Genomic DNA, 24995 nt, shown 5'->3' on the forward strand with positions numbered 1-24995 from the left:
GCACAATGACGTCATGAGCAGCACGCCCCGGACCCCCAGCGACCTCGACCCGGCCATCGCCGCCCGCCTCAAGCGCAGCCCCGACGGCCTGGTCCCCGCCATCGCCCAGCAGCACGACACCGGCGAGGTGCTCATGCTCGGCTGGATGGACGACGAGGCGCTGCACCGCACCCTCACCACCGGCCGCTGCACCTACTGGTCCCGCAGCCGCGGCGAGTACTGGGTCAAGGGCGACACCTCCGGGCACGTCCAGCACGTCAAGGCGGTCGCCCTCGACTGCGACGCCGACACCATCCTCGTCAAGGTCGACCAGGTCGGCGCCGCCTGCCACACCGGCACCCGCACCTGCTTCGACACCGACGTCCTGCTGCCCGCCGCCGGGCTGCCCGCATCCGAGTAGGGTCTGCCGCCATGGATCTTGAGACCTTCCGCAAGCTGGCGGCCGACCGCCGCGTCATCCCCGTCAGCCGCAGGCTCCTCGCGGACGGCGACACCCCGGTCGGGCTCTACCGCAAGCTCGCCGCCGAACGCCCCGGCACCTTCCTCCTCGAATCCGCGGAGAACGGCCGCAGCTGGTCCCGCTACTCCTTCATCGGCGTCCGCAGCGACGCCACCCTCACCGTGAAGGACGGCGAGGCCCACTGGCTCGGCACCCCACCCGTCGGCGTGCCCACCGACGGCGACCCGCTCGCCGCCCTGCGCGCCACCGTCGAGACCCTGCACACCCCGCGCGACCTGGCCGGAGGGCTGCCGCCCTTCACCGGCGGCATGGTCGGCTACCTCGGCTACGACATCGTCCGCCGCCTGGAGAAGATCGGCGAGCACGGCCGCGACGACCTGGAGCTCCCCGAGCTCACCATGCTCCTCACCAGCGACCTCGCGGTCCTCGACCACTGGGACGGCTCGGTCCTCCTGATCGCCAACGCGATCAACCACAACGACCTGGAGACCGGCGTCGACGAGGCGTACGCGCACGCCGTCGCCCGCCTCGACGCGATGGAGGCCGACCTGGCCCGTCCCGTCGCCACCACCCCGGTCGCGCTCCCCGCCTCCGAACTGCCCGAGTACTCCGCGCTCTGGGGCGGCCCGGCCTACCAGGACGCCGTCGACGACATCAAGGAGCGGATCCGGGCCGGCGAGGCCTTCCAGGTCGTCCCCTCGCAGCGCTTCGAGACCCCCTGCACCGCCTCCGCGCTCGACGTCTACCGGGTCCTGCGGGCCACCAACCCGTCCCCGTACATGTACCTCTTCCGCTTCGAGAACGGCTTCGACGTCGTCGGCTCCTCCCCGGAGGCGCTGGTCAAGGTCGAGGACGGGCAGGCCATGCTCCACCCCATCGCGGGCACCCGGCACCGGGGCGCCACCCCGCAGGAGGACCACGACCTCGCCGAGGAACTGCTCGCCGACCCCAAGGAGCGCGCCGAGCACCTCATGCTCGTCGACCTCGGCCGCAACGACCTCGGCCGGGTCTGCGCCCCCGGCTCCGTCGAGGTCGTCGACTTCATGTCGGTCGAGCGGTACTCGCACGTCATGCACATCGTCTCCACCGTCACCGGCCGCGTCGCCGAGGGCAGGACCGCCTTCGACGTCCTCACCGCCTGCTTCCCCGCCGGCACCCTCTCCGGCGCGCCCAAGCCCCGCGCGATGCAGATCATCGAGGAGCTGGAGCCCTCCCGGCGGGGTCTGTACGGCGGGTGTGTCGGGTATCTCGACTTCGCCGGCGACTCCGACACCGCCATCGCCATCCGCACCGCCCTGCTGCGCGACGGCACCGCGTACGTGCAGGCCGGAGCGGGTGTCGTCGCCGACTCCGACCCGGCTGCCGAGGACGCCGAGTGCCGCAACAAGGCCGCCGCCGTGCTCCGCGCCGTACACACCGCCAACCGGATGAAAGGTTCACCGAGGCCGTAGGGGATAGTGGGTGTGTGAGCGCCGCATCCGTACCCCAGCCCCGAGCCGCCCGCGCGGCCGTCACCCCCGGCGGCCGGCGGAGCCTCGCCCTCGCCCTGCTCCTCGGTGCCCTCGGGGCCACCGTCGTGCTGCTCTCCGCCGGCCAGATCTGGGCCCAGGGCACCGCGTCGGTCGCCGGGGGCACCGTCCCCGTCGAGGCCGACGGCGGCACCGTCACCGGCGTCCCGACCGCCCTCGCGATCGTCGGCCTCGCCGCCCTCGTCGCCGTCTTCGCCGTCCGCCGCGCCGGCCGCACCCTCGTCGCCGGGCTCCTCGCCCTGAGCGGCGCCGGCGCCGCCCTCGCCGCCTTCCTCGGCGCCTCCGACAGCGCCGCCCTCGACGCCGAGGCCGCCCGGATCAGCGGTGACACCGCCGCCGCCGTCGCCGGCCTCACCCACACGGCCTGGCCGTACGTCACCGCGGGCGGCGCCCTCCTCATCCTTCTCGCCGGCCTCTTCGCCCTCCGCTTCGGCAAGAGCTGGCCCGCGATGGGCGGCCGCTACGAGCGCTCCGGCACCCCCCGGACGCCGCGCCGCGCCGCCGCCGGGGACCCCGACCGCCCCGAGGACCTGTGGAAGGCGCTCGACCGCGGCGAGGACCCGACGCACGACGCGTGATCGTCCGGGACCCCCCGAGTCACCTCCGCGGGGTCATGTGCGGAAGAATGACGCCGTCATCACATGACAGCCGTCGTCACGCGGCAGCCGTCGACTTCGACGTCACCACAGCAACATCTACGAGGAGCAACTCATGGCGGGCAGCGCCCACGGACACACCCCGGCCGCCTGGACCGGTGTCATCATCTCCTTCATCGGCTTCTGCATCGCCGGAGTCTTCATGGTGGCGGCGAACGTGCCCGGCTTCTGGGCCGGTGTCGGCGTCATCCTCCTCGGCGGTGTCGTCGGCGGCGTGATGAAGGTCGCCGGCCTCGGCATGCCGAAGGAATCCCAGGCCGTCGTCGCGGCCCGCGAGACCGCGAGCGCCACGGCCCGGTCCCGCGCCTGAGCCCAGGCCCCCACGGGTCCGCCGCGTGATCCGCGCGGACCCGCGCACCACTCGAACGGCGCAGTCCGGCACGCCCGGGCTGCGCCGTCGCGCGTCCCGGGCGACAATCACGGCGTGACCGCCGAGCCGACGCCGCAGAACGCCCCGCCCGCACCCCCCTGGCCCCCGCGACACGGCCCGGCGCACGGCCCCGGGCACGGCCCGGCCCACGAAGCGGCCCTCCGGGAGGCCGAGGCCGCGGAATTCCGGCGGCGCCCGCTCGGGCGGCGGCTGTTCGCCCCGCTCGCCACCCTCGCCGGCGTCGCCGCCGCCTTCGCCTACGTCGGCGCCGTCGACCCCAACGAGCCCGGCCACTACCCGGTCTGCCCGCTGCTCCGCTTCACCGGCCTGTACTGCCCCGGCTGCGGCGGCCTGCGCAGCGCCCACGCCGTCGCCCACGGCGACCTCGCGGGCGCCCTGGGGGCCAACGCGCTCGCCGTCGCCGGTTACGCCGTCTGCGCGGTCCTCATGGCGGTGTGGCTGGTTCACGCCGTCCGTTCCACGCCGACCAGGCTCGCGGCGAGGCCCGCCGTGTGGTGGGCGCTCGGCGCGCTCACCGCCCTGTTCGCGGTGATCCGGAACCTTCCGTTCGGCTCTTTCCTCGCCCCCTGAAGTCCCAGCAGATGGGACGCCGCGCCGTTCGATGCGGAGCGGAGCCCCCGCTGCGGATACCATCGACATGGCTGAACCGTGTTCATCAGGTTCCGTGGAACCGTCACCGTCCCGGAAGGGGGCCCCTCGCGTGAGTGTGCTCGACGAGATCATCGAAGGCGTGCGCGCCGACCTCGCAGAGCGGCAGGCGCGGGTCTCCCTCGACGAGCTCAAGGAGCGCGCCGCCAAGGCCCCGCAGGCCAAGGACGGCGTCGCCGCGCTGCGCGGCGACGGCGTCACCGTGATCTGCGAGGTCAAGCGCTCCAGCCCGTCCAAGGGAGCGCTCGCCGCGATCGCCGACCCGGCCGGACTCGCCGCCGACTACGAGGCGGGCGGCGCCGCCGTCATCTCCGTCCTCACCGAGCAGCGCCGCTTCGGCGGCTCGCTCGCCGACCTGGAGGCCGTCCGCGCCCGGGTCGACATCCCCGTCCTGCGCAAGGACTTCATCGTCACCGCCTACCAGCTCTGGGAGGCCAGGGCGTACGGGGCGGACCTCGCGCTCCTCATCGTCGCCGCCCTGGAGCAGGAGGCCCTCGTCTCCCTCATCGAGCGCGCCGAGTCCATCGGGCTCACCCCGCTCGTCGAGGTCCACGACGAGGAGGAGGTCGAGCGCGCGGTCGACGCCGGCGCCCGGATCATCGGCGTCAACGCCCGCAACCTCAAGACCCTCCAGGTCGACCGCTCCACCTTCGAGCGGGTCGCCCCGGAGATCCCCGACCACATCGTCAAGGTCGCCGAGTCCGGCGTCCGCGGCCCGCACGACCTGATCGCGTACGCCAACGCCGGCGCCGACGCGGTCCTCGTCGGCGAGTCGCTGGTCACCGGCCGCGACCCGAAGACGGCCGTCGCCGACCTCGTCGCCGCGGGCGCCCACCCGGCCCTGCGCCACGGCCGGAGCTGACCCCGCCGTGACCCGCCGCCGCGCCGTGCCGACCGCCCCGGGCTCCACCGCCCGCGGGCCCGTCGGCCTGCGCGCGGCCGCCGTGCCGGCCCACGCCCGGCTCGCCCGGGGCTGCCGGCCCCGGGGCTGCCGGGCGCCCGCGCGCCGCGTCCACGGCCGCCGGGTCCGCCACTGCATAGGCTCCGAACCGGGCACGGTCCCCGGCATGCGATGGCGCGTCCGTCTTTCGCGCGCGTTCCTCTGACGGACCTCTCCTTCCCCGGGCCGCACCCGCGCCGCCGCTCCGTCGTGGGCAGTCGCTCCGCCGGGGGCGGAACGAGCGGGCACGGCGGAACGGCACCCTTCGCCGGTGCCTCCGCACCCGCGTCCGGACCCGCACCCCGCGTGCGTCGTCCGCCGGGTGCGGGTCCGGGCCCGGAAGCCCCGGCCCGGCAGGGGGGGCGCCGTCCCTGTGCCCACCCGTCCCTCCCTGCGGGACGCCTGCCCACAGGGACGCCGGCAGCCGGAACGCGCGCGTCCGAAGCGAGTCACGTCCTTCACGATCGCATCGCCCCGCGAGGAGCAGCATCCGCATGACCAGTGAGTTCTTCATCCCGGACCCGGAGGGTCAGGTCCCGTCGGCCGAGGGCTACTTCGGCGCCTTCGGCGGCAAGTTCATCCCCGAGGCCCTCGTCGCCGCCGTCGACGAGGTCGCCGTCGAGTACGAGAAGGCCAAGAACGACCCCGAGTTCGCCCGCGAGCTCGGCGAGCTGATGGCCGACTACACCGGCCGCCCCAGCGCCCTCACCGAGGTGCCGCGCTTCGCCGAGCACGCCGGCGGCGCCCGGATCTTCCTCAAGCGCGAGGACCTGAACCACACCGGTTCGCACAAGATCAACAACGTCCTCGGGCAGGCCCTGCTCACCCGGCGCATGGGCAAGACCCGCGTCATCGCGGAGACCGGCGCCGGCCAGCACGGCGTCGCCACCGCCACCGCCTGCGCCCTCTTCGGCCTCGACTGCACCATCTACATGGGCGAGGTCGACACCCAGCGCCAGGCCCTCAACGTGGCCCGGATGCGGATGCTCGGCGCCGAGGTCGTCGCCGTGAAGTCCGGCAGCCGCACCCTCAAGGACGCCATCAACGAGGCGTTCCGCGACTGGGTCGCCAACGTGGACCGGACGCACTACCTCTTCGGCACGGTCGCCGGACCGCACCCCTTCCCGGCGATGGTCCGCGACTTCCACCGGGTCATCGGCGTCGAGGCCCGCCGCCAGCTCCTGGAGCGCGCCGGCCGCCTCCCCGACGCGGCGATCGCCTGCGTCGGCGGCGGCTCCAACGCCATCGGCCTCTTCCACGCCTTCCTGCCCGACGCCGGCGTCCGGCTGATCGGCTGCGAGCCGGCCGGCCACGGCGTCGAGACCGGCGAGCACGCGGCCACCCTCACCGCCGGCGAGCCCGGCATCCTGCACGGCTCCCGGTCGTACGTCCTCCAGGACGAGGAGGGCCAGATCACCGAGCCGTACTCGATCTCGGCGGGCCTCGACTACCCCGGCATCGGCCCGGAGCACGCGTACCTCAAGGACAGCGGCCGCGGCGAGTACCGCGCCGTCACCGACGACCAGGCCATGCAGGCCCTGCGGCTGCTCTCCCGCACCGAGGGCATCATCCCGGCCATCGAGTCGGCGCACGCCCTCGCCGGGGCCCTGGAGGTCGGCAAGGAGCTCGGCAAGGACGCGCTCCTCGTCGTGAACCTCTCCGGCCGCGGCGACAAGGACATGGACACGGCCGCCCGCTACTTCGGGCTGTACGACGGGGAGGGCTCGAAGTGACCACCGGAAACATCCAGCTGCTCGCCGACACCCTGGAGCGCGCGAAGGCCGAGGACCGGGCCGCGCTCATCGCGTACCTCCCGGCGGGCTTCCCGACCGTGGACGGCGGCATCAAGGCGATCAAGGCCGTCTTCGACGGCGGCGCCGACGTCGTCGAGGTCGGCCTCCCGCACAGCGACCCGGTCCTGGACGGCCCCGTCATCCAGACCGCCGACGACATCGCCCTGCGCGGCGGCGTGAAGATCGCCGACGTCATGCGGACGGTGAAGGAGGCCCACGAGGCCACCGGCAAGCCGGTCCTCGTCATGACCTACTGGAACCCGATCGACCGGTACGGCGTCGAGCGCTTCGTCCGGGAGCTGGCCGAGGCCGGCGGCGCGGGCTGCATCCTGCCCGACCTGCCCGTCCAGGAGTCCGCCCTGTGGCGGGAGCACGCCGACGCGCACGGTCTCGCCACCGTCTTCGTCGTCGCCCCCAGCAGCAGGGACGAGCGGCTCGCCACCATCACGGCGGCCGGCTCCGGCTTCGTCTACGCCGCCTCCCTCATGGGCGTCACCGGCACCCGCGTCTCGGTCGGCGAGCAGGCCGCCGACCTGGTCCGCCGCACCCGGGTCACCGCGAAGATCCCGGTCTGCGTCGGCCTCGGCGTCTCCGACGCGGCCCAGGCCCGGGAGGTCGCCTCCTTCGCCGACGGCGTGATCGTCGGCTCGGCCTTCGTCCAGCGGATCCTCGACGCGGACGGCGACGAGGCCGCCGGGCTCGCCGCCGTGAAGGGGCTGGCGGCCGAACTGGCGGACGGCGTCCGCCGCGGCTGACCGCCCGACGTAGCCCGTTCGGGTGGACATGGGACCGGGGAGGCGCGCAGGCGCCTCCCCGGTTCGTTGCTGTGGGCGTGAGCGAGAAGAACCGTGACGGTAGCAACAAGAGCGCGCGGGAGCGCCTTCAGCAGCAGCGCGAGCGCGAGAAGGCCCGCGAGAGGCAGCGGCGGGTCCTGATCGTGACGGCGGGGGTGGTCGGGGTCCTCGGCCTCGCCGCCGTCGTCGGCGTGATCGCCGCCAACAGCGACAAGGACGGCGACTCGGGCAAGGCGGGCCCCGTCGTCGCCCCCGCCGGCGCGATCGGGGGCGACAAGCCGGCCATCCCCACCGGGAAGCCGGACGCCCCGTCCACCCTCCAGATCTGGGAGGACTTCCGCTGCCCCGCCTGCGCCCAGTTCGAGACGGTGATGCGGGACACCGTCCACGAGCTGGAGGCGTCCGGCGCCCTCAAGGCCGAGTACCACCTCGCCACCCTCATCGACGGCAACATGGGCGGCAGCGGCTCGCTCCGCGCGGCGAACGCGGCGGCCTGCGCCCAGGACGCCGGCAAGTTCACCGCGTACCACGACACGCTCTACAGCAACCAGCCGCCGGAGACCGACGACGCCTTCGGCAAGAACGACAAGCTGATCGAGCTGGCGGCCAAGGTCCCCGGCCTCGACACCCCCTCGTTCCGCTCCTGCGTCCAGGACGGCACCCACGACGGCTGGGTCGGGAAGTCCAACGAGGCGTTCCAGGCCGGCGGCTTCCGCGGCACCCCCTCCGTCCTGCTCAACGGAGAATCGATCTTCCCGACCAAGGGCTCCGAGCAGATCTCGCCCGAGAACCTGAAGAAGTGGGTCGCGGAGGCCAACAAGGGCAAGGAACCGGGCACGGCCTCCCCCTCGGCCGGGTAGCCGCCCCGCCGTTAGTTACCCAGAAGTTGCCGGGCGGGCTGCCGGTCCGCCCGTCCGGCAGGGTAGCGTCGGACCTGCCATGGACCTTGCCTACATTCCCAGCCCGTCGACCGGCGTGATCCACCTCGGACCGATCCCGCTGCGCGGCTATGCCTTCTGCATCATTCTCGGTGTCTTCGTCGCCGTCTGGCTCGGCAACAAGCGCTGGATCGCCCGGGGCGGCACCGCCGGCACCGTGGCCGACATCGCCGTCTGGGCGGTGCCCTTCGGCCTCGTCGGCGGCCGCCTCTACCACGTCATCACCGACTACCAGCTGTACTTCAGCGAGGGTGAGGACTGGGTCGACGCCTTCAAGATCTGGGAGGGCGGCCTCGGCATCTGGGGGGCCATCGCCTTCGGCGCCGTCGGCGCCTGGATCGGCTGCCGCCGCCGGGGCATCCCGCTGCCCGCGTACGCGGACGCCATCGCCCCCGGCATCGCCCTCGCCCAGGCCATCGGCCGCTGGGGCAACTGGTTCAACCAGGAGCTGTACGGCAGGCCGACCGACCTGCCGTGGGCGCTGAAGATCACCGAGAGCGCCAACCGCGAGGCCGGGCTCTACCACCCGACCTTCCTCTACGAGTCGCTCTGGTGCGTCGGCGTCGCCCTCCTGGTCATCTGGGCCGACCGCCGCTTCAAGCTCGGCCACGGCCGCGCCTTCGCCCTGTACGTGGCCGCCTACTGCGCGGGCCGCGTCTGGATCGAGTACATGCGCGTCGACGAGGCCCACCACATCCTGGGCCTCCGCCTCAACGTGTGGACCGCGATCGTCGTCTTCCTGCTCGCCGTGGTCTACCTGGTGGTCTCGGCGCGAGTCCGCCCGGGCCGCGAGGAGACCGTGGAGCCGCGCTCCCGGAAGGCCGTGGACACGGCGGGGGAGACGGACGACCCCGAGGACGCCGCGAAGACCGGGGCCGACGAGGACGCCGGGGCGGACGCGAAGGCCGACGGCGCGGACGCCGAGGACGCGGACCCCGCCGGTACGGACTCCGGGAACGCCGGGACCGAGGCCGAGAACGCCGGGTCCGGGAACGGCGCGGGATCGGCCGCCAAGGGCTGACACCGCCCCCGCACGCGGACGAGGGCCGCCGGGACCGAGGAGGTTCCGGCGGCCCTCGCGCGTGCCCGGCCGCGGCCGGGTCAGACGGTGCGCTCCGCCAGGGCGAGGACCCGGTGGGCGCCCGCCACCACCGCCGCGTCCACGAACCGGCCGTCCGCCAGGGCCAGCGCCCCCCGGTCGGCCTCGGCCGCCTCCACCACCGCGCGGGCCGCGTCGACCTCCTGCGGGGTCGGCAGATAGGCCCGCGCGATGACCGGCAGCTGCCGGGGGTGGATCGCCGCCCGGCCCAGGAAGCCCAGGGCCCGGCCCCGGGCGCAGCCCGCGGCGAGCGCCTCCAGGTCCCCGATGTCCGGGTGGACCGACTGCACCGGCGGCGGCAGCGAGGCGGCGCGGGCCGCCACCACGATCCGGCTGCGCGGCCAGTCGAGCCCGCTGTCCTCCCGCACCCCCAGGTCGGCGCGGAGGTCGGCCTCGCCGAGGCAGAGGCCCCGGACCGCCGGGTGCGCGGTGGCGATGGCGTACGCCTGCTCCACCGCCAGGGCGTTCTCCAGGAGCGGGTAGAGCGGGAGGCCGGGCGCCAGCTCGTTGATCCGGTGGATGTCGGAGGCGTGCGTCACCTTGGGGAGACGGAGACCGCCGAGGCCGGGGAGGGAGGCCAGGACGGGGATGTCGAGCGGGGTGTGGATGCGGACGTGCACCGGCACCGGATGGGTGTCGGAGAGCAGCTCCGCGGTGGCGTCGAGGGCGTACGCCTTGCGGTCGGGGGCGACCGCGTCCTCCAGGTCCACGATGACCACGTCGGCGCCGGAGCCGAGCGCCTTGCGGACCACCTCGGGGCGGTCCCCGGGGGCGTACAGCCAGGTCAGGGGGAGCGGGCCGCGGCGCGGCCGGCCGTTCCCCGCGCCGGGGAGGCTCATACCGCCCCCTGGGCGCGCAGGCCGGCGATCTCGGCGGGGGTGAGGCCGGCCGCCGTCAGGACCTCGTCGGTGTCGGCGCCGTGCGGGCGGCCGGCCCAGCGGATCCCGCCCGGGGTGTCGGAGAGCCGGAAGAGCACGTTCTGCATGCGGATCGGGCCCAGCTCCGGATCGGGGACCTCGGTGACCGTGCCCAGCGCCCGGAACTGGGGGTCGTCGAGGACGTCCCGGACGTCGTAGACCGGGGCGATCGCCGCCTCCGCCTTCTCGAAGGCGGCCATCGCCTCCTCGCGGGTGTGCCGGGCGATCCACGAGCCGACGGCCTCGTCGAGGACGTCGGCGTGCGCTGCCCGCCCGGTGCCGTCGGCGAACCACGGCTCGTCGATCAGCTCGGGGCGGTCCACCAGCCGCATCACCCGCTCGGCGATGGACTGCGCCGAGGTGGAGACGGCCACCCAGGAGCCGTCGGAGGTCCGGTAGGTGTTGCGGGGGGCGTTGTTGCGGGAGCGGTTGCCGGTGCGCGGCTGGACGTAGCCGAGCTGGTCGTACCAGAGGGGGTGGGGGCCGACGACGGAGAGCATCGGCTCGATGATGGCCATGTCGACGACCTGGCCGTGGCCGGTCGTCGCCCGCGCGGTGAGCGCCGTCATCACCGCGTACGCGGTGGCGAGGGCGGCGATCGAGTCGGCGAGGCCGAAGGGCGGCAGGGTCGGCGGGCCGTCCGGCTCGCCGGTGATCGCCGCGAAGCCGCTCATCGCCTCGGCGAGGGTGCCGAAGCCGGGACGGCGGGCGTACGGGCCGAACTGGCCGAAGCCGGTGACCCGGGCCAGCACGAGCCGGGGGTTGACCGCGGACAGCTCCTCCCAGCCCAGGCCCCAGCGCTCCAGGGTGCCGGGGCGGAAGTTCTCCACGATCACGTCGGCGTCGGCGGCCAGCCGCAGCAGGGCGTCCCGCCCGCCGGGGACGGACAGGTCGAGGGTGACGGTCCGCTTGTTGCGGCCGAGGACCTTCCACCACAGGCCGATCCCGTCCTTGGCGGGGCCGTGGCCCCGGGACGGGTCCGGCTTGCGGGGGTGCTCGACCTTCACGACGTCGGCGCCGAAGTCGCCGAGCATCATCGCGGCCAGCGGTCCGGCGAAGAGCGTCGCCAGGTCGAGGACGCGCAGCCCCGCCAGGGGCGGCGCGGGAGCGGTGGTGGTCATGCGGGATCCGCCTCCAGGGGCTCGGAAGTGCCGAGGGCCGCCTCGATCTCGGCGCGGTACGGCATCGAGGTCGAGGCGCCCTCGCGCCGGACGGACAGGGCGGCGGCGGCGCTCGCCCAGGCCAGGGCGTCCGGCACGGGGCGGCCCTCGCCGAGGGCGACGGCGAGGGCGCCGACGAAGGTGTCGCCGGCGGCGGTGGTGTCGACGGCCCGCACCCGGGGGGCGGGCACGGCGAGCAGGTCCGCGCCGCGCGCCGCGTACAGGCAGCCGGCCGCGCCGAGGGTGACGACCACCTCGGGGACGACGTCGAGGAGGGCGAGCGCGGCGGCGTGCGGGTCGACGCGGCCGGTGAGGACGGCGGCCTCGTGCTCGTTGGGCACCAACAGGTCGGTGGCGTCGAAGAGTTCGGGCGGGAGCGGCTGGGCGGGGGCCGGGGTGAGGACGGTCCGCACGCCGTGTCGCCGGGCGTGCGCGGCGGCGTCGACGACGGCGGAGAGGGGGAGTTCGAGCTGGAGGAGGAGCAGGTCGGCGCCGGTGATCAGGGCCTCGTCGCCGTGGCTGAGGGAGGTGACGGTGCCGTTGGCTCCGGGGACCACGACGATGGAGTTGCCGCCCTCGTCGTCCACCACGATGTGCGCGGTGCCGGACGGCCCCTCGACGGTGCGGAGCAGGTCGGTGTCGACGGAGCAGTGTTCCAGCGTGTCGCGCAGCCGGTAGCCGAAGTCGTCCGAGCCGACGGCGCCGACGAGGGCGACCTCGCCGCCCGCGCGGGCCGCGGCGACCGCCTGGTTGGCGCCCTTGCCGCCGGGGATCGTGCGGAACGCGTGCCCGGCGACGGTCTCGCCGCGCGCCGGGGCCCTTCTCGCGTAGGCCACCAGGTCCATGTTGGTGCTGCCGAACACCACGATGCGGGTCATGGGCGTACCGCCTCCAGACGGGTCAGGTCGGCGAGGGCGTCGAAGCCGGTGCCGTCGAAGGACGGCACCGAGGTCGCGAGCCGGTTCTTCAGGGGTGAGGTCCAGCGGTCCGGGAGCCGGTCCGGGTGCCCGGCGAGGAGACCGGCGACCGAGCCGGCGGTGGCGCCGTTGGAGTCGGTGTCCCAGCCGCCGGAGACGGCCGCGCAGATCGAGCGGGTGAAGTCGCCGTCGGCGTGGGTGAGGGCGGCGGCGAGCAGCGCGGCGTTCGGCACGGCATGCACCCAGTGGTACCCGCCGTACCGGGCGTGCAGCCGGTCCACGACCGTGTCGAGGCCGGGGACGGCGCGCGCGGTGGCGATGCCGTACCGGACCGCCTCGGCCAGCCGCGAGCGGGGCGGGACGACGGAGAGGCCGGCCGCCAGCGCCCCGTGGACGTCGGCCCCGCCGCCCGCCGCGGCGGCGACGGTCGCGGCGACGAACAGGGCGCCGTACACGCCGTTCCCGGTGTGGCTGAGGACCGCGTCCCGGTGGGCCTGGGCGGCGGCCCCGGCCGGGTCGCCGGGGCGGGTCCAGCCGTGGACGTCGGCCCTGATCTGGGCGCCGATCCACTCCCGGAAGGGGTTGCGGCGGACGGCGGTCAGCGGCGGCTCGACGCCGTCGAGGAGGTTGCGGTAGGCGATCCGCTCGGCGGTGAAGGCACGGCCGGCGGGCAGCTCGTCGAGCCAGAGGCGCGCCACGTCGGCGGTGGTGAAGGAGCGGCCGTGGCGGCGGAGCAGCAGCAGGCCGAGGAGCGGGTAGTTGAGGTCGTCGTCCTCGGGCATCCCGTCGATGGTCTCGGCGAGCGAGGTGGCGGCGGAGCGGCGGTTCCACGGGTGTGCGGCCAGCAGCTCGGGCGGCACCCCGCGCGCGGTGAACCAGTCGTCGAGCGGCCAGTTCCCGGCGGCCCGGGCCAGGGCCCGGATCGCGGCCAGCGGCAGCTTCTCCACGGGCTTCCCGAGCAGGCACCCGGCGGCCCGGCCGAGCCAGGCGGCGTGCAGCCGGTCGCGCAGGGCGGGGTCCGCGCCGGCCCCCGGGGCCGGGGCGGGCCAGTCGGGGCAGGCGGCGACGATCGCGTCGAGCCCGGTCGGCTCGTCGTCGGCGCGCGGGCGGGGGAGGGCGGCGAGGGCGTCGAGCAGTTCCTCGGCGAGGGCCCGCAGTTCGGGCCGGGCGGCGGACGAGGCGCCCGCGGCGGGCGGTGCCGGGGGACCGCCGGCGGCGTACCAGCGCGCCGCGATCCGCCGCGCGTCCCGCCCGTCCTCGGCGGCCTGCCGCAGCTCGTGCCCGACGAGGTCCTCGGGCTGCACCCAGGTGAGCCGGACGGGGGCGGGGCCGGGGGCCGGGGCGGTGGTCGTCACCGGGCCGCTTCCGTCAGGGCGGCGCGGGCGGCCTCGTGGGCGCGGTGGCGGGCCGTGTCGCGGGCGAAGACCTCGTCGGCCACGGCGGCCAGGGCCCGCGCCGGGGCGTGCAGGTCGAGGCGGCTGGCCTCGGCGACGCGCTTCGCCCAGTCGGCGGGGACGGCCGCCTCCCCGTGCAGGGCGCCCGCGACCGCGCCCGCCATGGTGGCGATGGAGTCGCAGTCGCGGCCGTAGTTGACCGCGCCGAGCACCGTGCGCCGGTAGTCGCCCTCGCCGACCAGGAGCATGCCCAGCGCGATCGGCAGCTCCTCGATGGAGTGCAGGCGGGAGGGGCGGCGGGCGCCGAGGCCGGGGTTGCGGTAGTCGGCGCCGACGGAGTCGTACGGGGCGACCGCCCGGCGCAGCGGTACGAGGGCGGACTCGAAGTCCCGGTGCCGTTCGGCGACTTCGGCGACGGCCTCGATCGCGGCGCGGGTGCCGTCCTTCGCGAGGGCGAGGGCGGTGTCGACGACCGTGCGCGGGGTCGCGCCGGGGACGCAGGCCGCCGCGACGGCCGCGGCGAAGACGCCCGCGGCCTCCCGGCCGTACGAGGACTGGTGGGCGCCCGCCACGTCGAGGGCCTCGGCGTAGGCGCCGTGCGGGTCGGCGGCGTTGACCAGGCCGACCGGGGCCATGTACATCGCGGCGCCGCAGTTGACGATGTTCCCGGTGCCGGCCTCGCGCGGGTCGTGGTGCCCGTAGTGGAGGCGGGCGACGAGCCACTTCTCGGCGAGGAAGATCCGCTGGAGCGGCAGGGCCTCCGCCTCCAGCTCCGGGATCCACACGGGGGAGCCCATGAGTTCGGGGACGAGGTGGTCGGCGACGGCGTACGCGTCGAGGTGGCCGCGGACCTTCTCGTACACCCGGATCAGGGCATGGGTCATCAGGGTGTCGTCGGTGACGTGCCCGTCGCCCTTGTGGTACGGGGCGATGGGGCGGGCGGTGCGCCAGGCGTCGCCGTTCCAGGGGCCGACGACGCCGGTGACGCGGCCGCCGTGGCGTTCGGCGATCTGCTCGGGGGTGTACCCCTCCACGGGGCCGCCGAGGGCGTCGCCCACGGCGGCACCGAGGAGACTTCCGGTGATCCGGTCATCCAGTGTGGGTGTCATGTCTGAATTGTCCACCTGGGGGCGCCGGTTCCGTGGCTCCCAGCAGCCCGGCGAGTTCCACCAGGTCCGTCCCGGCGAGCCGGGGGAGCGCGCAGCCCGACAGCGTCCGGCAGGCGTCCCGCCAGCTCGCCGGGACCGAACGGCCGCCGCCCAGCGCGCCGGTGAGCGCGCCGGCCAGGGCGGGCGCGGAATCGGCGACCCGGGACAGGCAGGCCGCCGCCGGGACCGCGGCCGTCATCGCGCCGCGCGCGGCGACGGTCAGCGCGAGGGCGACCGGGACGGTCTCGGCGGCGGCGATGCCGTAGCTGTAGACGTGGTCGACGATCTGGTGCTCCAGGAGCGGGACCAGTGCGAAGGCGGAGTCCGCGGCACGGGCCAGCTCCACGGCGTGCCGGGCGTTGCGGCCGATCTCCGTGGAGGGCGGGAGTTCGGCGAGCGCGGCCTCGACCGCGGCGTCCGGGTCCGCGCCGCCGAGCGCCGCGGCGACGGCCGCCGCCGTCGCGCGGGCGCCGTGCACGCCGTCCCCGTCCTGGGTGTACCGGGCGTCGAACTCGGCGAGTCCGGCGGCGGCGCGCGGGTCGCCCGGGTGGACCGTCGCCAGGACGGCGGCGCGGACGCAGGCGGCGTCGTCGAAGTAGTGCGGGTTGTCGTGACCGGTGGCGGGCGGGCGCAGCCCGGTGGCGAGGTTGCCGAGGCCCGCCCGGACCGAGATGCGGGCGCGGAGGGGGAGGACGGCGGACTCGATCTCCGGCGCGCGGTCGGCGGCGGCGGCGACCTGGCCCGCGAGGTGGTTCCAGGCGAGGTCCACGGCGGCGCGGAGCCGGCGCTCCGGGGGCAGGGCGGCGAAGAGGGGACCGGCGGCGGCGAGCACCGCCTCCGCCGTGAACGCCGCCCACTCGGCGTCGTCGGAGGGGCCGAGCCGGAGCGGCTCGGGGGGCTGGTTCAGGGCGATCGGCACGGGGAGGGTCGTCGTCGCGTTCTGCTCCGCGAAGGTGTCGAGCTCGCGGGTGAGGCGGCGGGTCCACTCCGGCATCCGCGCGGCACGGTGCCGCGCGGCGGGCCACCCCGCGGCGTCGCCCGCGGCGAGCCCCAGGAGGAGCCCCTCGATCTTGTCGCGTCCGGTACGGGGCGTGGTGCCGTCCGGTGCCGGGACGGTGGTGCGGGGCGGGGCGTCCGGAGCCGGGGTGGCGGTGCCCGGTGCCACGACGGTGGTGCGGGTGGTGGCGCCCGGCGCCGGCGGGAGGTCCGGCGGGGCGGCGCTCGCGGGGGCGGTGCCCGGCACCGGGGGCTGCGTCCACCCGTCCCGCCCTGCGGAACGCCCGCCCACGGCGGGGGCGGCCGGGGCGGGAGGTGCGGTCGGCGTCGTGGGTGCCAGGGCGGAGGGCCCGGCGGACGCCGCGGGCGCGGGCGTGAGGGGTGCGGCGGGCGCCGGGGGAGCGGGGGGCGCCATGGGTGTCGGGGGCGCGGCGGCCGTCTGCGCGGGGGACGCTCCGGGCGGGGTGGGCGCGGGCCCCGCGTACGCCGTGGGTGCGAGGGGTGCGGGCCCGGCGGAGGGCGTGGGGGCGGGGTCGGTGGTGGGGGCGCTCATGGGAGGGGGGTCTCCTGGGTGAGGAGGTCGGCCACTTCCAGGACGTGGTGGCCGCGCATGGAGGGGAGGCAGCTGCCGGTGACGGGGGCGATGGCGGAGGCCCATGCGGCGGGGATGGACCCGAGGCCGCCCGCCGCGCCGGCCAGCGCGCCGGCGACCGCCGCGGTCGTGTCGGCGTCGCGGCCCATGTTGACGGCCGTCAGGACCGCCGTGCGGAAGTCGCCGCGGGCCGCCGCGAAGGCGCCGAAGGCGAGGCCGACGGCTTCCGGGGCCAGGTCGGTCCAGGGGTAGCCGCCGATGACGACCGCGGAGCGGACCTGGCGTTCGCGGGTGAGCGGGTCCGGCTGGACGCGCTGCGCGGCGACCACCGCGCGGCGCAGGGAGCGGGCCGTCCAGGAGTCCATGGGGATCACCGAGAGGGCCGCCGCGATCACGGACGTGACGGTCGCGCCGGACATCGCCGCCGCGACGCCCGCCGCGACCGCCTGGCCGCCGTAGATGCCCTCGCCCTCGTGGCTGACGCTGCCGTCGATCGCGACGAGGCGGGCCGCCTCCTCGGGGCAGCCGGCCGCGAAGACGCCGAAGGGGGCGGCCCGCATGGCCAGGCCGTCCGACCACGCGTGCCGGTGCTGGGCGGAGATGGGGGCGGCCAGGCCCCGCCGGAGGTTCTCCAGGGTGCCGCGCTCCGAGAAGCCGGCGCCGCGGAACGGGCCCTCGTCGAGGTCGGCGATCCAGTGGTGCCAGGCCCGTTCGACGTGCTCGACGGTGAGCGCGGAGCCGTGCCGGGCGAGGAGCAGCGCGGAGAAGATCGCGTACTCGGTGTCGTCCGTGCCGGCCGGGCGGTCCGTCAGGAAGCCCTCGATCCGGCCCCACCGGCGGCGGATCTCGGACGGTTTCATGTTCTCGGCGGGGGCGCCGAGCGCGTCGCCGACGGCGAGGCCGAGGAGCGCCCCCCTCGCCCGTTCCCTGGTGTCGCAGGTCGTGGTCACCCTGTCGCGCCCCTTCCTCGGTGCGGGCACCTCTTCGGCGGTACCCCTTCGCCTGGATCTGTGCCACGGCGGGGCGGCGACTCGCCGACGGACGCCTTCTGTCACCCGTCCGCCCGCGGGACGAAAAACGCTGACGCCTCGTCAAGTAAGCCTCACCACACTGAGGGAGGCCTTAGTAAGTACGGCCTGCCTTGCTGGCGCGACCCTTACATCGGGCGTATTTTCGAGGGTGTTGGGGGCGGCGGGTGCGACCCGGCCCGCCGGAACGAGGGGAGAACCATGTCCATCATCGAAGCCCAGGCACCACTGCACGAGGCCCACCGCGACAACCACACCCACCGCGACGTGAACGGCGGTTGGCTGCGGCCGGCGGTCTTCGGCGCGATGGACGGACTGGTCTCCAACCTGGCCCTGATGACCGGCGTCGCCGGCGGCTCGGTCTCCTCGCAGACGATCGTCGTCACCGGCCTCGCCGGACTCGCGGCCGGAGCCTTCTCCATGGCCGCGGGCGAGTACACCTCCGTCGCCTCGCAGCGCGAGCTCGTCCAGGCCGAACTGGACGTGGAGCGCCGCCAGTTGCGCAAGCACCCGATCGACGAGATGGAGGAGCTGGCCGCCCTCTACGTCTCCCGGGGCGTCGAGCCCGCGCTCGCCCGCGAGGTCGCCATGCAGCTGTCGAAGGACCCCGAGCAGGCGCTGGAGATCCACGCCCGCGAGGAGCTCGGCATCGACCCCGACGACCTGCCGTCGCCGGCCGTCGCCGCCGTCTCGTCCTTCGCCTCCTTCGCGCTCGGCGCCCTGCTGCCGCTGCTGCCGTACCTGCTCGGCGCGACCGCGCTCTGGCCCGCCGTGCTGCTCGCGCTCCTCGGGCTCTTCGCCTGCGGCGCGCTGGTCGCCCGGGTCACCGCCCGCGGCTGGCTCTTCAGCGGCCTGCGCCAGCTGGTGCTCGGCGGTGCCGCGGCGGCCGTCACGTACGGCCTCGGCATGCTCTTCGGGGCGGCCCTCTAGCCCCGGCGGGGGCTTCCGGCCCCCCGGACGCCGCCGCGCGGAGGAACCCGCGCTCCCGTGCAACGGGAACAACGGAATCCGTACCACCGCAGAAGCCCGAGAGGTCCCCACAAGGGACTTCTCGGGCTTTTCGGGATGACTTTTCGGAGCAAAGGGCCCATTCTCGCTGTGACGTATATCCCTGTTCCCAATCCCCGCGGCGGTGAGACACTATGCAGGACGCCACATATCTAGCCGGTTACCCAGCGGTTTCGAACTCGTGACCCCCGGGAATGAGGCAGGAGCGTCGTGGGGCAATGAAGCCCTGCTGAGACGGGCCCCTCGGTTCCGTCCCCCGCGGAGCGGTCACGATGTCGTCGCCGCCCCCGCACCCCCGAAGAAACAGGTGAACGCGCACCACCGCTCCGTGTCGGAGGTGTCCGCATGCTGGAATGAGCTATCCGATAGGCGAGAAGCCCTCCATCATGTAACCTGCTCCAGCTTTCGCGGAGGGCCAACGTCGTCCCTCGGCAGCTCCATATGCCACGACGACGACGGGAGAGCCGATGCGTTCCGACGCCTGGTCGCCCATGGACGGTCGCCCCGCCCCCCAGGGCATGTACGACCCCCGCAACGAGCACGACGCCTGCGGCGTCGGGTTCGTGGCCACCCTCACCGGTGTGGCCAGCCACGCACTGGTCGAGCAGGCGCTGACCGTACTGCGCAATCTCGAACACCGCGGCGCCACCGGCTCCGAGCCCGACTCCGGTGACGGCGCCGGCATCCTCCTCCAGATCCCGGACGCCTTCTTCCGCGAGGTCGCCGGCTTCGAGCTGCCCGAGGCCGGCGCGTACGCCGTGGGCACCGCCTTCCTCCCCGTCGACGCCGCCGACGAGACCGTCGCCGCGATCGAGGCCATCGCCGCCGACGAGGGCCTCACCGTCCTCGGCTGGCGCGAGGTCCCCGTCGCCCCCGGCCTGCTCGGCGCCACCGCCCGCTCCACCATGCCGGCCTTCCGCCAGCTCTTCGTCACCGACGGCGAGACCACCGGCATCGCGCTGGACCGCAAGGCGTTCGTGCTGCGCAAGCGCGCCGAGCGCGAGGCCGCGACGTACTTCCCGTCGCTCTCCGCCCGCACGATCGTCTACAAGGGCATGCTCACCACCGGTCAGCTGGAGCCCTTCTTCCCGGACCTGTCGGACCGGCGCCTGGCCTCCGCCATCGCCCTCGTCCACTCCCGGTTCTCCACCAACACCTTCCCGAGCTGGCCGCTCGCCCACCCGTACCGCTTCGTCGCCCACAACGGCGAGATCAACACGGTCAAGGGCAACCGCAACTGGATGACCGCCCGCGAGGCCCAGCTCGCCGGCGACGTCTTCGGCGAGAGCAGGGCCGGCCGCGGCCTGGACCGGATCTTCCCGGTCTGCACCCCGGACGCCTCCGACACCGCCTCCTTCGACGAGGTCCTGGAGCTGCTCCACCTCGGCGGCCGCTCGCTGCCGCACGCGGTCCTGATGATGGTCCCCGAGGCGTGGGAGAACCACGACTCCATGGACCCGGCCCGGCACGCCTTCTACCAGTACCACTCCACGATGATGGAGCCCTGGGACGGCCCCGCCTGCGTCACCTTCACCGACGGCGTCCAGGTCGGCGCGGTCCTCGACCGCAACGGCCTGCGCCCCGGCCGCTACTGGGTCACCGACGAGGGCCTCGTCGTCCTCTCCTCCGAGGTCGGCGTCCTCGACATCGACCCCGGCAAGGTCGTCCGCAAGGGCCGCCTCCAGCCCGGCAAGATGTTCCTCGTCGACACCGTCGAGCACCGCATCATCGAGGACGACGAGATCAAGGCCGCCCTCGCCGCCGAGCACCCCTACGCCGAGTGGCTGGAGACCGGGGAGATCGAGCTCTCCGACCTCCCCGAGCGCGAGCACATCGTGCACACCCACGCCTCGGTCACCCGCCGCCAGCAGACCTTCGGCTACACCGAGGAGGAGCTCCGCGTCCTCCTCGCCCCGATGGCCCGCACCGCCGCCGAGCCGATCGGCTCCATGGGCACCGACTCGCCCATCGCGGCCCTCTCCCAGCGCCCCCGGCTGCTCTTCGACTACTTCACCCAGCTGTTCGCGCAGGTCACCAACCCGCCGCTGGACGCCATCCGTGAAGAGCTCGTCACCTCGCTGCGCTCCTCGCTCGGCCCCCAGGGCAACCTGCTCGACCCGACCGCGGCCTCCTGTCGCAGCGTCACCCTGCCCTTCCCGGTGATCGACAACGACGAGCTGGCCAAGCTCATCCACATCAACCACGACGGCGACATGCCCGGCATGAAGGCCGTCACCCTCTCCGGCCTCTACCGGGTCTCCGGCGGCGGCGAGGCCCTGGCCGCCCGCATCGACGCCATCTGCGCCGAGGCCGACACCGCCATCGAGGGCGGCGCCCGCCTGATCGTCCTCTCCGACCGGCACTCCGACGCCGAGCACGCGCCGATCCCGTCGCTGCTGCTCACCGCGGCCGTCCACCACCACCTCATCCGCACCAAGCAGCGCACCAAGGTGGGCCTCCTCGTCGAGGCCGGCGACGTCCGCGAGGTCCACCACGTCGCCCTGCTCATCGGCTACGGCGCCGCGGCGGTCAACCCGTACCTGGCCATGGAGTCCGTCGAGGACCTGCTCCGCGCCGGCACCTTCCTGTCGGACATCGAGCCCGAGCAGGCCATCCGCAACCTGATATACGCCCTCGGCAAGGGCGTCCTCAAGGTCATGTCGAAGATGGGCATCTCCACCGTCGCCTCCTACCGCGGCGCCCAGGTCTTCGAGGCCGTCGGCCTCGACGAGGAGTTCGTCGGCCGCTACTTCCACGGCACCGCCACCAAGATCGGCGGCGCCGGCCTGGACGTCGTCGCCAAGGAGGTCGCCGCCCGCCACGCCAAGGCGTACCCCGCCACCGGCATCGCCTCCGCGCACCGCGCCCTGGAGATCGGCGGCGAGTACCAGTGGCGCCGCGAGGGCGAGCCGCACCTCTTCGACCCGGAGACCGTCTTCCGCCTCCAGCACGCCACGCGGAACAAGCGGTACGACATCTTCAAGAAGTACACGGACCGGGTCAACGAGCAGTCCGAGCGCCTCATGACGCTCCGCGGCCTGTTCGGCTTCGCCTCCGACCGCCCGTCGATCCCCCTCGACGAGGTCGAGCCGGTCTCCGAGATCGTCAAGCGCTTCTCCACCGGCGCCATGTCGTACGGCTCCATCTCGCAGGAGGCGCACGAGACCCTCGCCATCGCCATGAACCAGCTCGGCGGCAAGTCGAACACCGGTGAGGGCGGCGAGGACCCGGAGCGCCTGTACGACCCGGCGCGCCGCTCCTCGATCAAGCAGGTCGCCTCCGGCCGCTTCGGCGTCACCTCCGAGTACCTGGTCAACGCCGACGACATCCAGATCAAGATGGCCCAGGGCGCCAAGCCCGGCGAGGGCGGCCAGCTGCCCGGCCACAAGGTCTACCCGTGGGTCGCCAAGACGCGTCACTCGACGCCCGGCGTCGGCCTCATCTCGCCGCCGCCGCACCACGACATCTACTCCATCGAGGACCTGGCGCAGCTGATCCACGACCTCAAGAACGCCAACCCGGCGGCCCGCATCCACGTGAAGCTGGTCTCCGAGGTCGGCGTCGGCACGGTCGCCGCGGGCGTCTCCAAGGCGCACGCGGACGTGGTCCTCATCTCCGGCCACGACGGCGGCACCGGTGCCTCCCCGCTGACCTCGCTGAAGCACGCGGGCGGCCCCTGGGAGCTCGGCCTCGCCGAGACCCAGCAGACCCTGCTGCTCAACGGCCTGCGCGACCGCATCGTCGTCCAGACCGACGGCCAGCTGAAGACCGGCCGCGACGTCGTCATCGCCGCGCTGCTCGGCGCCGAGGAGTTCGGCTTCGCGACCGCGCCGCTCGTCGTCTCCGGCTGCGTCATGATGCGCGTCTGCCACCTCGACACCTGCCCGGTCGGCATCGCCACCCAGAACCCGGTCCTGCGCGACCGCTTCTCCGGCAAGGCCGAGTACGTCGTCAACTTCTTCGAGTTCATCGCGCAGGAGGTCCGCGAGCTCCTCGCCGAGCTGGGCTTCCGCACCGTCGAGGAGGCCGTCGGCCACGCCGAGCTCCTCGACACCAGCCGCGCGGTCACGCACTGGAAGGCGCAGGGCCTGGACCTGGAGCCGCTCTTCTACGTGCCGGAGCTGCCCGAGGGCGCGGTCCGCCACGCCCTGGTCGAGCAGGACCACGGCCTGGAGAAGGCCCTCGACAACGAGCTGATCCAGCTCGCCGCCGAGGCCCTGAACGCGGCCTCCGCCGAGGAGGCCCAGCCGGTCCGCGCCCAGGTCGCGATCCGCAACATCAACCGCACGGTCGGCACCATGCTCGGCCACCAGGTGACGAAGAAGTTCGGCGGCGCCGGCCTCCCGGCCGACACCATCGACCTCACCTTCACCGGCTCCGCCGGCCAGTCCTTCGGCGCCTTCCTGCCGGCCGGTGTCACCCTCCGCCTGGAGGGCGACGCCAACGACTTCGTCGGCAAGGGCCTCTCCGGCGGCCGCGTGATCGTCCGCCCGGACCGGGGCGCCGACCACCTGGCCGAGTACTCCACCATCGCGGGCAACACCATCGCGTACGGAGCCACCGGCGGCGAGCTCTTCCTGCGCGGCCGCACCGGCGAGCGCTTCTGCGTCCGCAACTCCGGCGCCCTGGTCGTCTCCGAGGGCGTGGGCGACCACGGCTGCGAGTACATGACCGGCGGCACCGCCGTCGTCCTCGGCGAGACCGGCCGCAACTTCGCGGCGGGCATGTCCGGTGGCGTCGCCTACGTCGTCGACCTCGACCCCGACAACGTCAACCCCGGCAACCGGGGCGCGGTCGAAGCCCTGTCGGAGACCGACGCAGCGTGGCTGCACGACGTCGTGCGCCGCCACCAGGAGGAGACCGGCTCCACCGTGGCCGAGAAGCTCCTGGCCGACTGGGACGCGGCGGTGAGCCGCTTCAGCAAGATCATCCCGACCACGTACAAGGCAGTGCTCGCCGCCAAGGACGCCGCTGAGCTCGCCGGTCTCTCCGAGCGGGAGACCACCGAGAAGATGATGGAGGCGGCGACCCATGGCTGACCCGAAGGGCTTCCTCACCACCGGCCGCGAGGTCGCCGAGACCCGCCCCGTCGCGGAGCGCGTCCGCGACTGGAACGAGGTCTACGTCCCCGGCTCCCTGCTGCCGATCATCAGCAAGCAGGCCGGCCGCTGCATGGACTGCGGCATCCCGTTCTGCCACAACGGCTGCCCGCTCGGGAACCTGATCCCCGAGTGGAACGACTACGCCTACCGCGAGGACTGGTCGGCCGCGTCCGAGCGCCTCCACGCCACCAACAACTTCCCGGAGTTCACCGGCCGCCTGTGCCCGGCTCCGTGCGAGTCGGCGTGCGTGCTCGGCATCAACCAGCCGGCCGTCACCATCAAGAACGTCGAAGTCTCCATCATCGACAAGGCGTGGGACGGGGGCGACGTCAAGCCGCAGATCCCCGAGCGGCTCTCCGGCAAGACCGTCGCCGTCATCGGCTCCGGCCCGGCCGGCCTCGCCGCCGCCCAGCAGCTGACCCGGGCCGGCCACACCGTGGTCGTGTACGAGCGCGCCGACCGCATCGGCGGCCTGCTGCGCTACGGCATCCCCGAGTTCAAGATGGAGAAGCGGCACATCAACCGCCGCATCGAGCAGATGCGCGCGGAGGGCACCAAGTTCCGCACCGGCGTCGAGGTCGGCCGCGACATCACCGCCACCGACCTGCGCAAGCGGTTCGACGCGGTCGTGGTCGCCGCCGGCGCCACCACCGCCCGCGACCTGCCCGTGCCGGGCCGCGAGCTGGCGGGCATCCACCAGGCGATGGAGTACCTGCCGCTCGCCAACAAGGTGGTCGAGGGCGACTTCGTGGCCTCGCCGATCACCGCCGAGGGCAAGCACGTCGTCGTCATCGGCGGCGGCGACACCGGCGCCGACTGCGTCGGCACCGCCCACCGCCAGGGCGCGGCCTCCGTCACCCAGCTGGAGATCATGCCGAAGCCGGGCGAGGAGAGGAACGCCAACCAGCCCTGGCCGACCTTCCCCATGCTGTACAAGGTCACCTCGGCGCACGAGGAGGGCGGCGAGCGGGTCTACTCCGTCTCCACCACCCACTTCGAGGGCGACGAGGACGGCAACGTCCAGTTCCTCCACCTCATCGAGGTCGAGTTCGTCGACGGCAAGCTGACCCAGAAGCCGGGCACCGAGCGGAAGATCCCCGCCCAGCTGGTCACCCTCGCCATGGGCTTCACCGGCACGGACGTCGCCAACGGCCTGGTCGCGCAGTTCGGCGTCGAGCTCGACGAGCGGGGCAACATCGCCCGCGACGCGGACTTCGCCACCAACGTCGACGGCGTGTACGTCGCAGGCGACGCCGGCCGCGGCCAGTCGCTGATCGTCTGGGCCATCGCCGAGGGCCGCTCCGCCGCCCGCGGCGTGGACCGCTACCTGACCGGTGCCAGCGCCCTGCCGGCCCCGATCCGCCCGACGGACCGGTCCCTGCTGGTCTGACGCACCCCCGAACGTCCCGTACAACGGCGTACGGAACCGAACGACGCCCGCCCCGTCCCCGACCAAGGACCCAGGGGCGGGCGTCGCCGTGCTCC

Annotated in this window: 21 protein-coding genes; 14 read left to right on the top strand and 7 right to left on the bottom strand. The window is 74.4% G+C overall.

The features are described from left to right. The first annotated feature begins 13 nt into the window (after positions 1-13). The 11 genes from hisI (at position 14) to lgt (ending at position 9170) form a co-directional block, all read left to right on the top strand. Positions 14-400: a phosphoribosyl-AMP cyclohydrolase gene (hisI, locus tag IE326_RS29340; RefSeq protein WP_150227701.1), complete on the top strand. Its 387-nt coding sequence runs from the start codon at positions 14-16 to the stop codon at positions 398-400. 11 nt (positions 401-411) lie between these two features. Then, positions 412-1911, top strand: a complete 1500-nt coding sequence (locus tag IE326_RS29345; RefSeq protein ID WP_150227700.1) for an anthranilate synthase component I — start codon at positions 412-414, stop codon at positions 1909-1911. Between the two features lie 14 nt (positions 1912-1925). Next, complete coding sequence (locus IE326_RS29350; RefSeq protein WP_150227699.1) at positions 1926-2567, top strand: TIGR02234 family membrane protein; 642 nt, start codon at positions 1926-1928, stop codon at positions 2565-2567. A gap of 133 nt (positions 2568-2700) precedes the next feature. Then, the gene (locus tag IE326_RS29355) at positions 2701-2955 is read left to right on the top strand and encodes an HGxxPAAW family protein (protein ID WP_190043770.1); all 255 of its coding nucleotides are present in this window, start codon (positions 2701-2703) and stop codon (positions 2953-2955) included. 114 nt (positions 2956-3069) lie between these two features. Further along, positions 3070-3606, top strand: coding sequence for a DUF2752 domain-containing protein (locus tag IE326_RS29360; RefSeq protein ID WP_190043771.1), 537 nt, complete (start codon positions 3070-3072; stop codon positions 3604-3606). 130 nt (positions 3607-3736) lie between these two features. After that, entirely contained in the window at positions 3737-4546 is an 810-nt protein-coding gene (gene trpC / locus IE326_RS29365; protein WP_190043772.1) for an indole-3-glycerol phosphate synthase TrpC, read from the top strand. Between the two features lie 7 nt (positions 4547-4553). After that, the gene (gene trpM, locus IE326_RS29370; protein ID WP_229915793.1) at positions 4554-4790 is read left to right on the top strand and encodes a tryptophan biosynthesis modulator TrpM; all 237 of its coding nucleotides are present in this window, start codon (positions 4554-4556) and stop codon (positions 4788-4790) included. A gap of 328 nt (positions 4791-5118) precedes the next feature. After that, complete coding sequence (gene trpB, locus IE326_RS29375; protein WP_150227697.1) at positions 5119-6357, top strand: tryptophan synthase subunit beta; 1239 nt, start codon at positions 5119-5121, stop codon at positions 6355-6357. Next, positions 6354-7172 (top strand): tryptophan synthase subunit alpha, encoded by an 819-nt coding sequence (gene trpA / locus IE326_RS29380; protein WP_150227696.1) that lies wholly within the window; start codon positions 6354-6356, stop codon positions 7170-7172. Before trpB ends, trpA begins: the two co-directional genes overlap by 4 nt. A gap of 77 nt (positions 7173-7249) precedes the next feature. Continuing rightward, positions 7250-8071 (top strand): DsbA family protein, encoded by an 822-nt coding sequence (locus tag IE326_RS29385; RefSeq protein WP_150227695.1) that lies wholly within the window; start codon positions 7250-7252, stop codon positions 8069-8071. Between the two features lie 79 nt (positions 8072-8150). Further along, entirely contained in the window at positions 8151-9170 is a 1020-nt protein-coding gene (gene lgt, locus IE326_RS29390) for a prolipoprotein diacylglyceryl transferase (RefSeq protein ID WP_190043773.1), read from the top strand. An 80-nt stretch (positions 9171-9250) separates the two neighbouring features. On the opposite strand, the gene IE326_RS29395 is transcribed toward lgt, so the two are convergent. The 7 genes from IE326_RS29395 to IE326_RS29425 form a co-directional block, all read right to left on the bottom strand. Then, complete coding sequence (locus IE326_RS29395) at positions 9251-10087, bottom strand: HpcH/HpaI aldolase/citrate lyase family protein (RefSeq protein WP_150227693.1); 837 nt, start codon at positions 10085-10087, stop codon at positions 9251-9253. Then, on the bottom strand, positions 10084-11286 hold the full coding sequence (locus tag IE326_RS29400; RefSeq protein WP_150227692.1) for a CaiB/BaiF CoA transferase family protein: 1203 nt from the start codon (positions 11284-11286) through the stop codon (positions 10084-10086). The genes IE326_RS29395 and IE326_RS29400 overlap by 4 nt, the downstream gene beginning before the upstream one ends. Continuing rightward, entirely contained in the window at positions 11283-12203 is a 921-nt protein-coding gene (rbsK, locus tag IE326_RS29405; protein WP_150227691.1) for a ribokinase, read from the bottom strand. Before rbsK ends, IE326_RS29400 begins: the two co-directional genes overlap by 4 nt. Further along, positions 12200-13597 carry an ADP-ribosylglycohydrolase family protein gene (locus IE326_RS29410; protein ID WP_150227690.1) on the bottom strand — a complete coding sequence of 466 codons (1398 nt, stop codon included), beginning with the start codon at positions 13595-13597 and terminating at the stop codon, positions 12200-12202. Before IE326_RS29410 ends, rbsK begins: the two co-directional genes overlap by 4 nt. After that, a complete protein-coding gene (locus tag IE326_RS29415; protein ID WP_190043774.1) occupies positions 13594-14745 on the bottom strand; it encodes an ADP-ribosylglycohydrolase family protein in 1152 nt (383 codons plus the stop codon). Before IE326_RS29415 ends, IE326_RS29410 begins: the two co-directional genes overlap by 4 nt. Continuing rightward, positions 14726-16195: an ADP-ribosylglycohydrolase family protein gene (locus IE326_RS29420; RefSeq protein WP_373310352.1), complete on the bottom strand. Its 1470-nt coding sequence runs from the start codon at positions 16193-16195 to the stop codon at positions 14726-14728. Before IE326_RS29420 ends, IE326_RS29415 begins: the two co-directional genes overlap by 20 nt. Before the next feature lie 134 nt (positions 16196-16329). Further along, positions 16330-17322: an ADP-ribosylglycohydrolase family protein gene (locus IE326_RS29425; RefSeq protein ID WP_190043775.1), complete on the bottom strand. Its 993-nt coding sequence runs from the start codon at positions 17320-17322 to the stop codon at positions 16330-16332. 279 nt (positions 17323-17601) lie between these two features. On the opposite strand from IE326_RS29425, the gene IE326_RS29430 reads away from it, so the two are divergent. The 3 genes from IE326_RS29430 to IE326_RS29440 all read left to right on the top strand — a co-directional run bounded on the left by IE326_RS29430 (position 17602) and on the right by IE326_RS29440 (position 24900). Further along, the gene (locus IE326_RS29430) at positions 17602-18330 is read left to right on the top strand and encodes a VIT1/CCC1 transporter family protein (protein WP_150227686.1); all 729 of its coding nucleotides are present in this window, start codon (positions 17602-17604) and stop codon (positions 18328-18330) included. Between the two features lie 545 nt (positions 18331-18875). Beyond that, positions 18876-23447, top strand: coding sequence for a glutamate synthase large subunit (gene gltB, locus IE326_RS29435; protein WP_150227685.1), 4572 nt, complete (start codon positions 18876-18878; stop codon positions 23445-23447). Further along, on the top strand, positions 23440-24900 hold the full coding sequence (locus IE326_RS29440) for a glutamate synthase subunit beta (RefSeq protein WP_150227684.1): 1461 nt from the start codon (positions 23440-23442) through the stop codon (positions 24898-24900). Before gltB ends, IE326_RS29440 begins: the two co-directional genes overlap by 8 nt. Positions 24901-24995: the final 95 nt, after the last annotated feature.

Source organism: Streptomyces filamentosus, from assembly GCF_014654895.1.
GTDB lineage: Bacteria > Actinomycetota > Actinomycetes > Streptomycetales > Streptomycetaceae > Streptomyces > Streptomyces filamentosus.

Bases quoted from the DNA above. Each gene is read 5' to 3' on its own strand.
- IE326_RS29400 (WP_150227692.1), bottom strand. From the start codon at position 11,286: ATGACCACCACCGCTCCCGCGCCGCCCCTGGCGGGGCTGCGCGTCCTC.
- rbsK (WP_150227691.1), bottom strand. From the start codon at position 12,203: ATGACCCGCATCGTGGTGTTCGGCAGCACCAACATGGACCTGGTGGCC.
- lgt (WP_190043773.1), top strand. From the start codon at position 8,151: ATGGACCTTGCCTACATTCCCAGCCCGTCGACCGGCGTGATCCACCTC.
- IE326_RS29415 (WP_190043774.1), bottom strand. From the start codon at position 14,745: ATGACACCCACACTGGATGACCGGATCACCGGAAGTCTCCTCGGTGCC.
- hisI (WP_150227701.1), top strand. From the start codon at position 14: ATGAGCAGCACGCCCCGGACCCCCAGCGACCTCGACCCGGCCATCGCC.
- gltB (WP_150227685.1), top strand. From the start codon at position 18,876: ATGCGTTCCGACGCCTGGTCGCCCATGGACGGTCGCCCCGCCCCCCAG.
- trpB (WP_150227697.1), top strand. From the start codon at position 5,119: ATGACCAGTGAGTTCTTCATCCCGGACCCGGAGGGTCAGGTCCCGTCG.
- IE326_RS29345 (WP_150227700.1), top strand. From the start codon at position 412: ATGGATCTTGAGACCTTCCGCAAGCTGGCGGCCGACCGCCGCGTCATC.
- IE326_RS29430 (WP_150227686.1), top strand. From the start codon at position 17,602: ATGTCCATCATCGAAGCCCAGGCACCACTGCACGAGGCCCACCGCGAC.
- IE326_RS29420 (WP_373310352.1), bottom strand. From the start codon at position 16,195: ATGGCGCCCCCCGCTCCCCCGGCGCCCGCCGCACCCCTCACGCCCGCG.
- IE326_RS29395 (WP_150227693.1), bottom strand. From the start codon at position 10,087: ATGAGCCTCCCCGGCGCGGGGAACGGCCGGCCGCGCCGCGGCCCGCTC.
- IE326_RS29355 (WP_190043770.1), top strand. From the start codon at position 2,701: ATGGCGGGCAGCGCCCACGGACACACCCCGGCCGCCTGGACCGGTGTC.
- IE326_RS29440 (WP_150227684.1), top strand. From the start codon at position 23,440: ATGGCTGACCCGAAGGGCTTCCTCACCACCGGCCGCGAGGTCGCCGAG.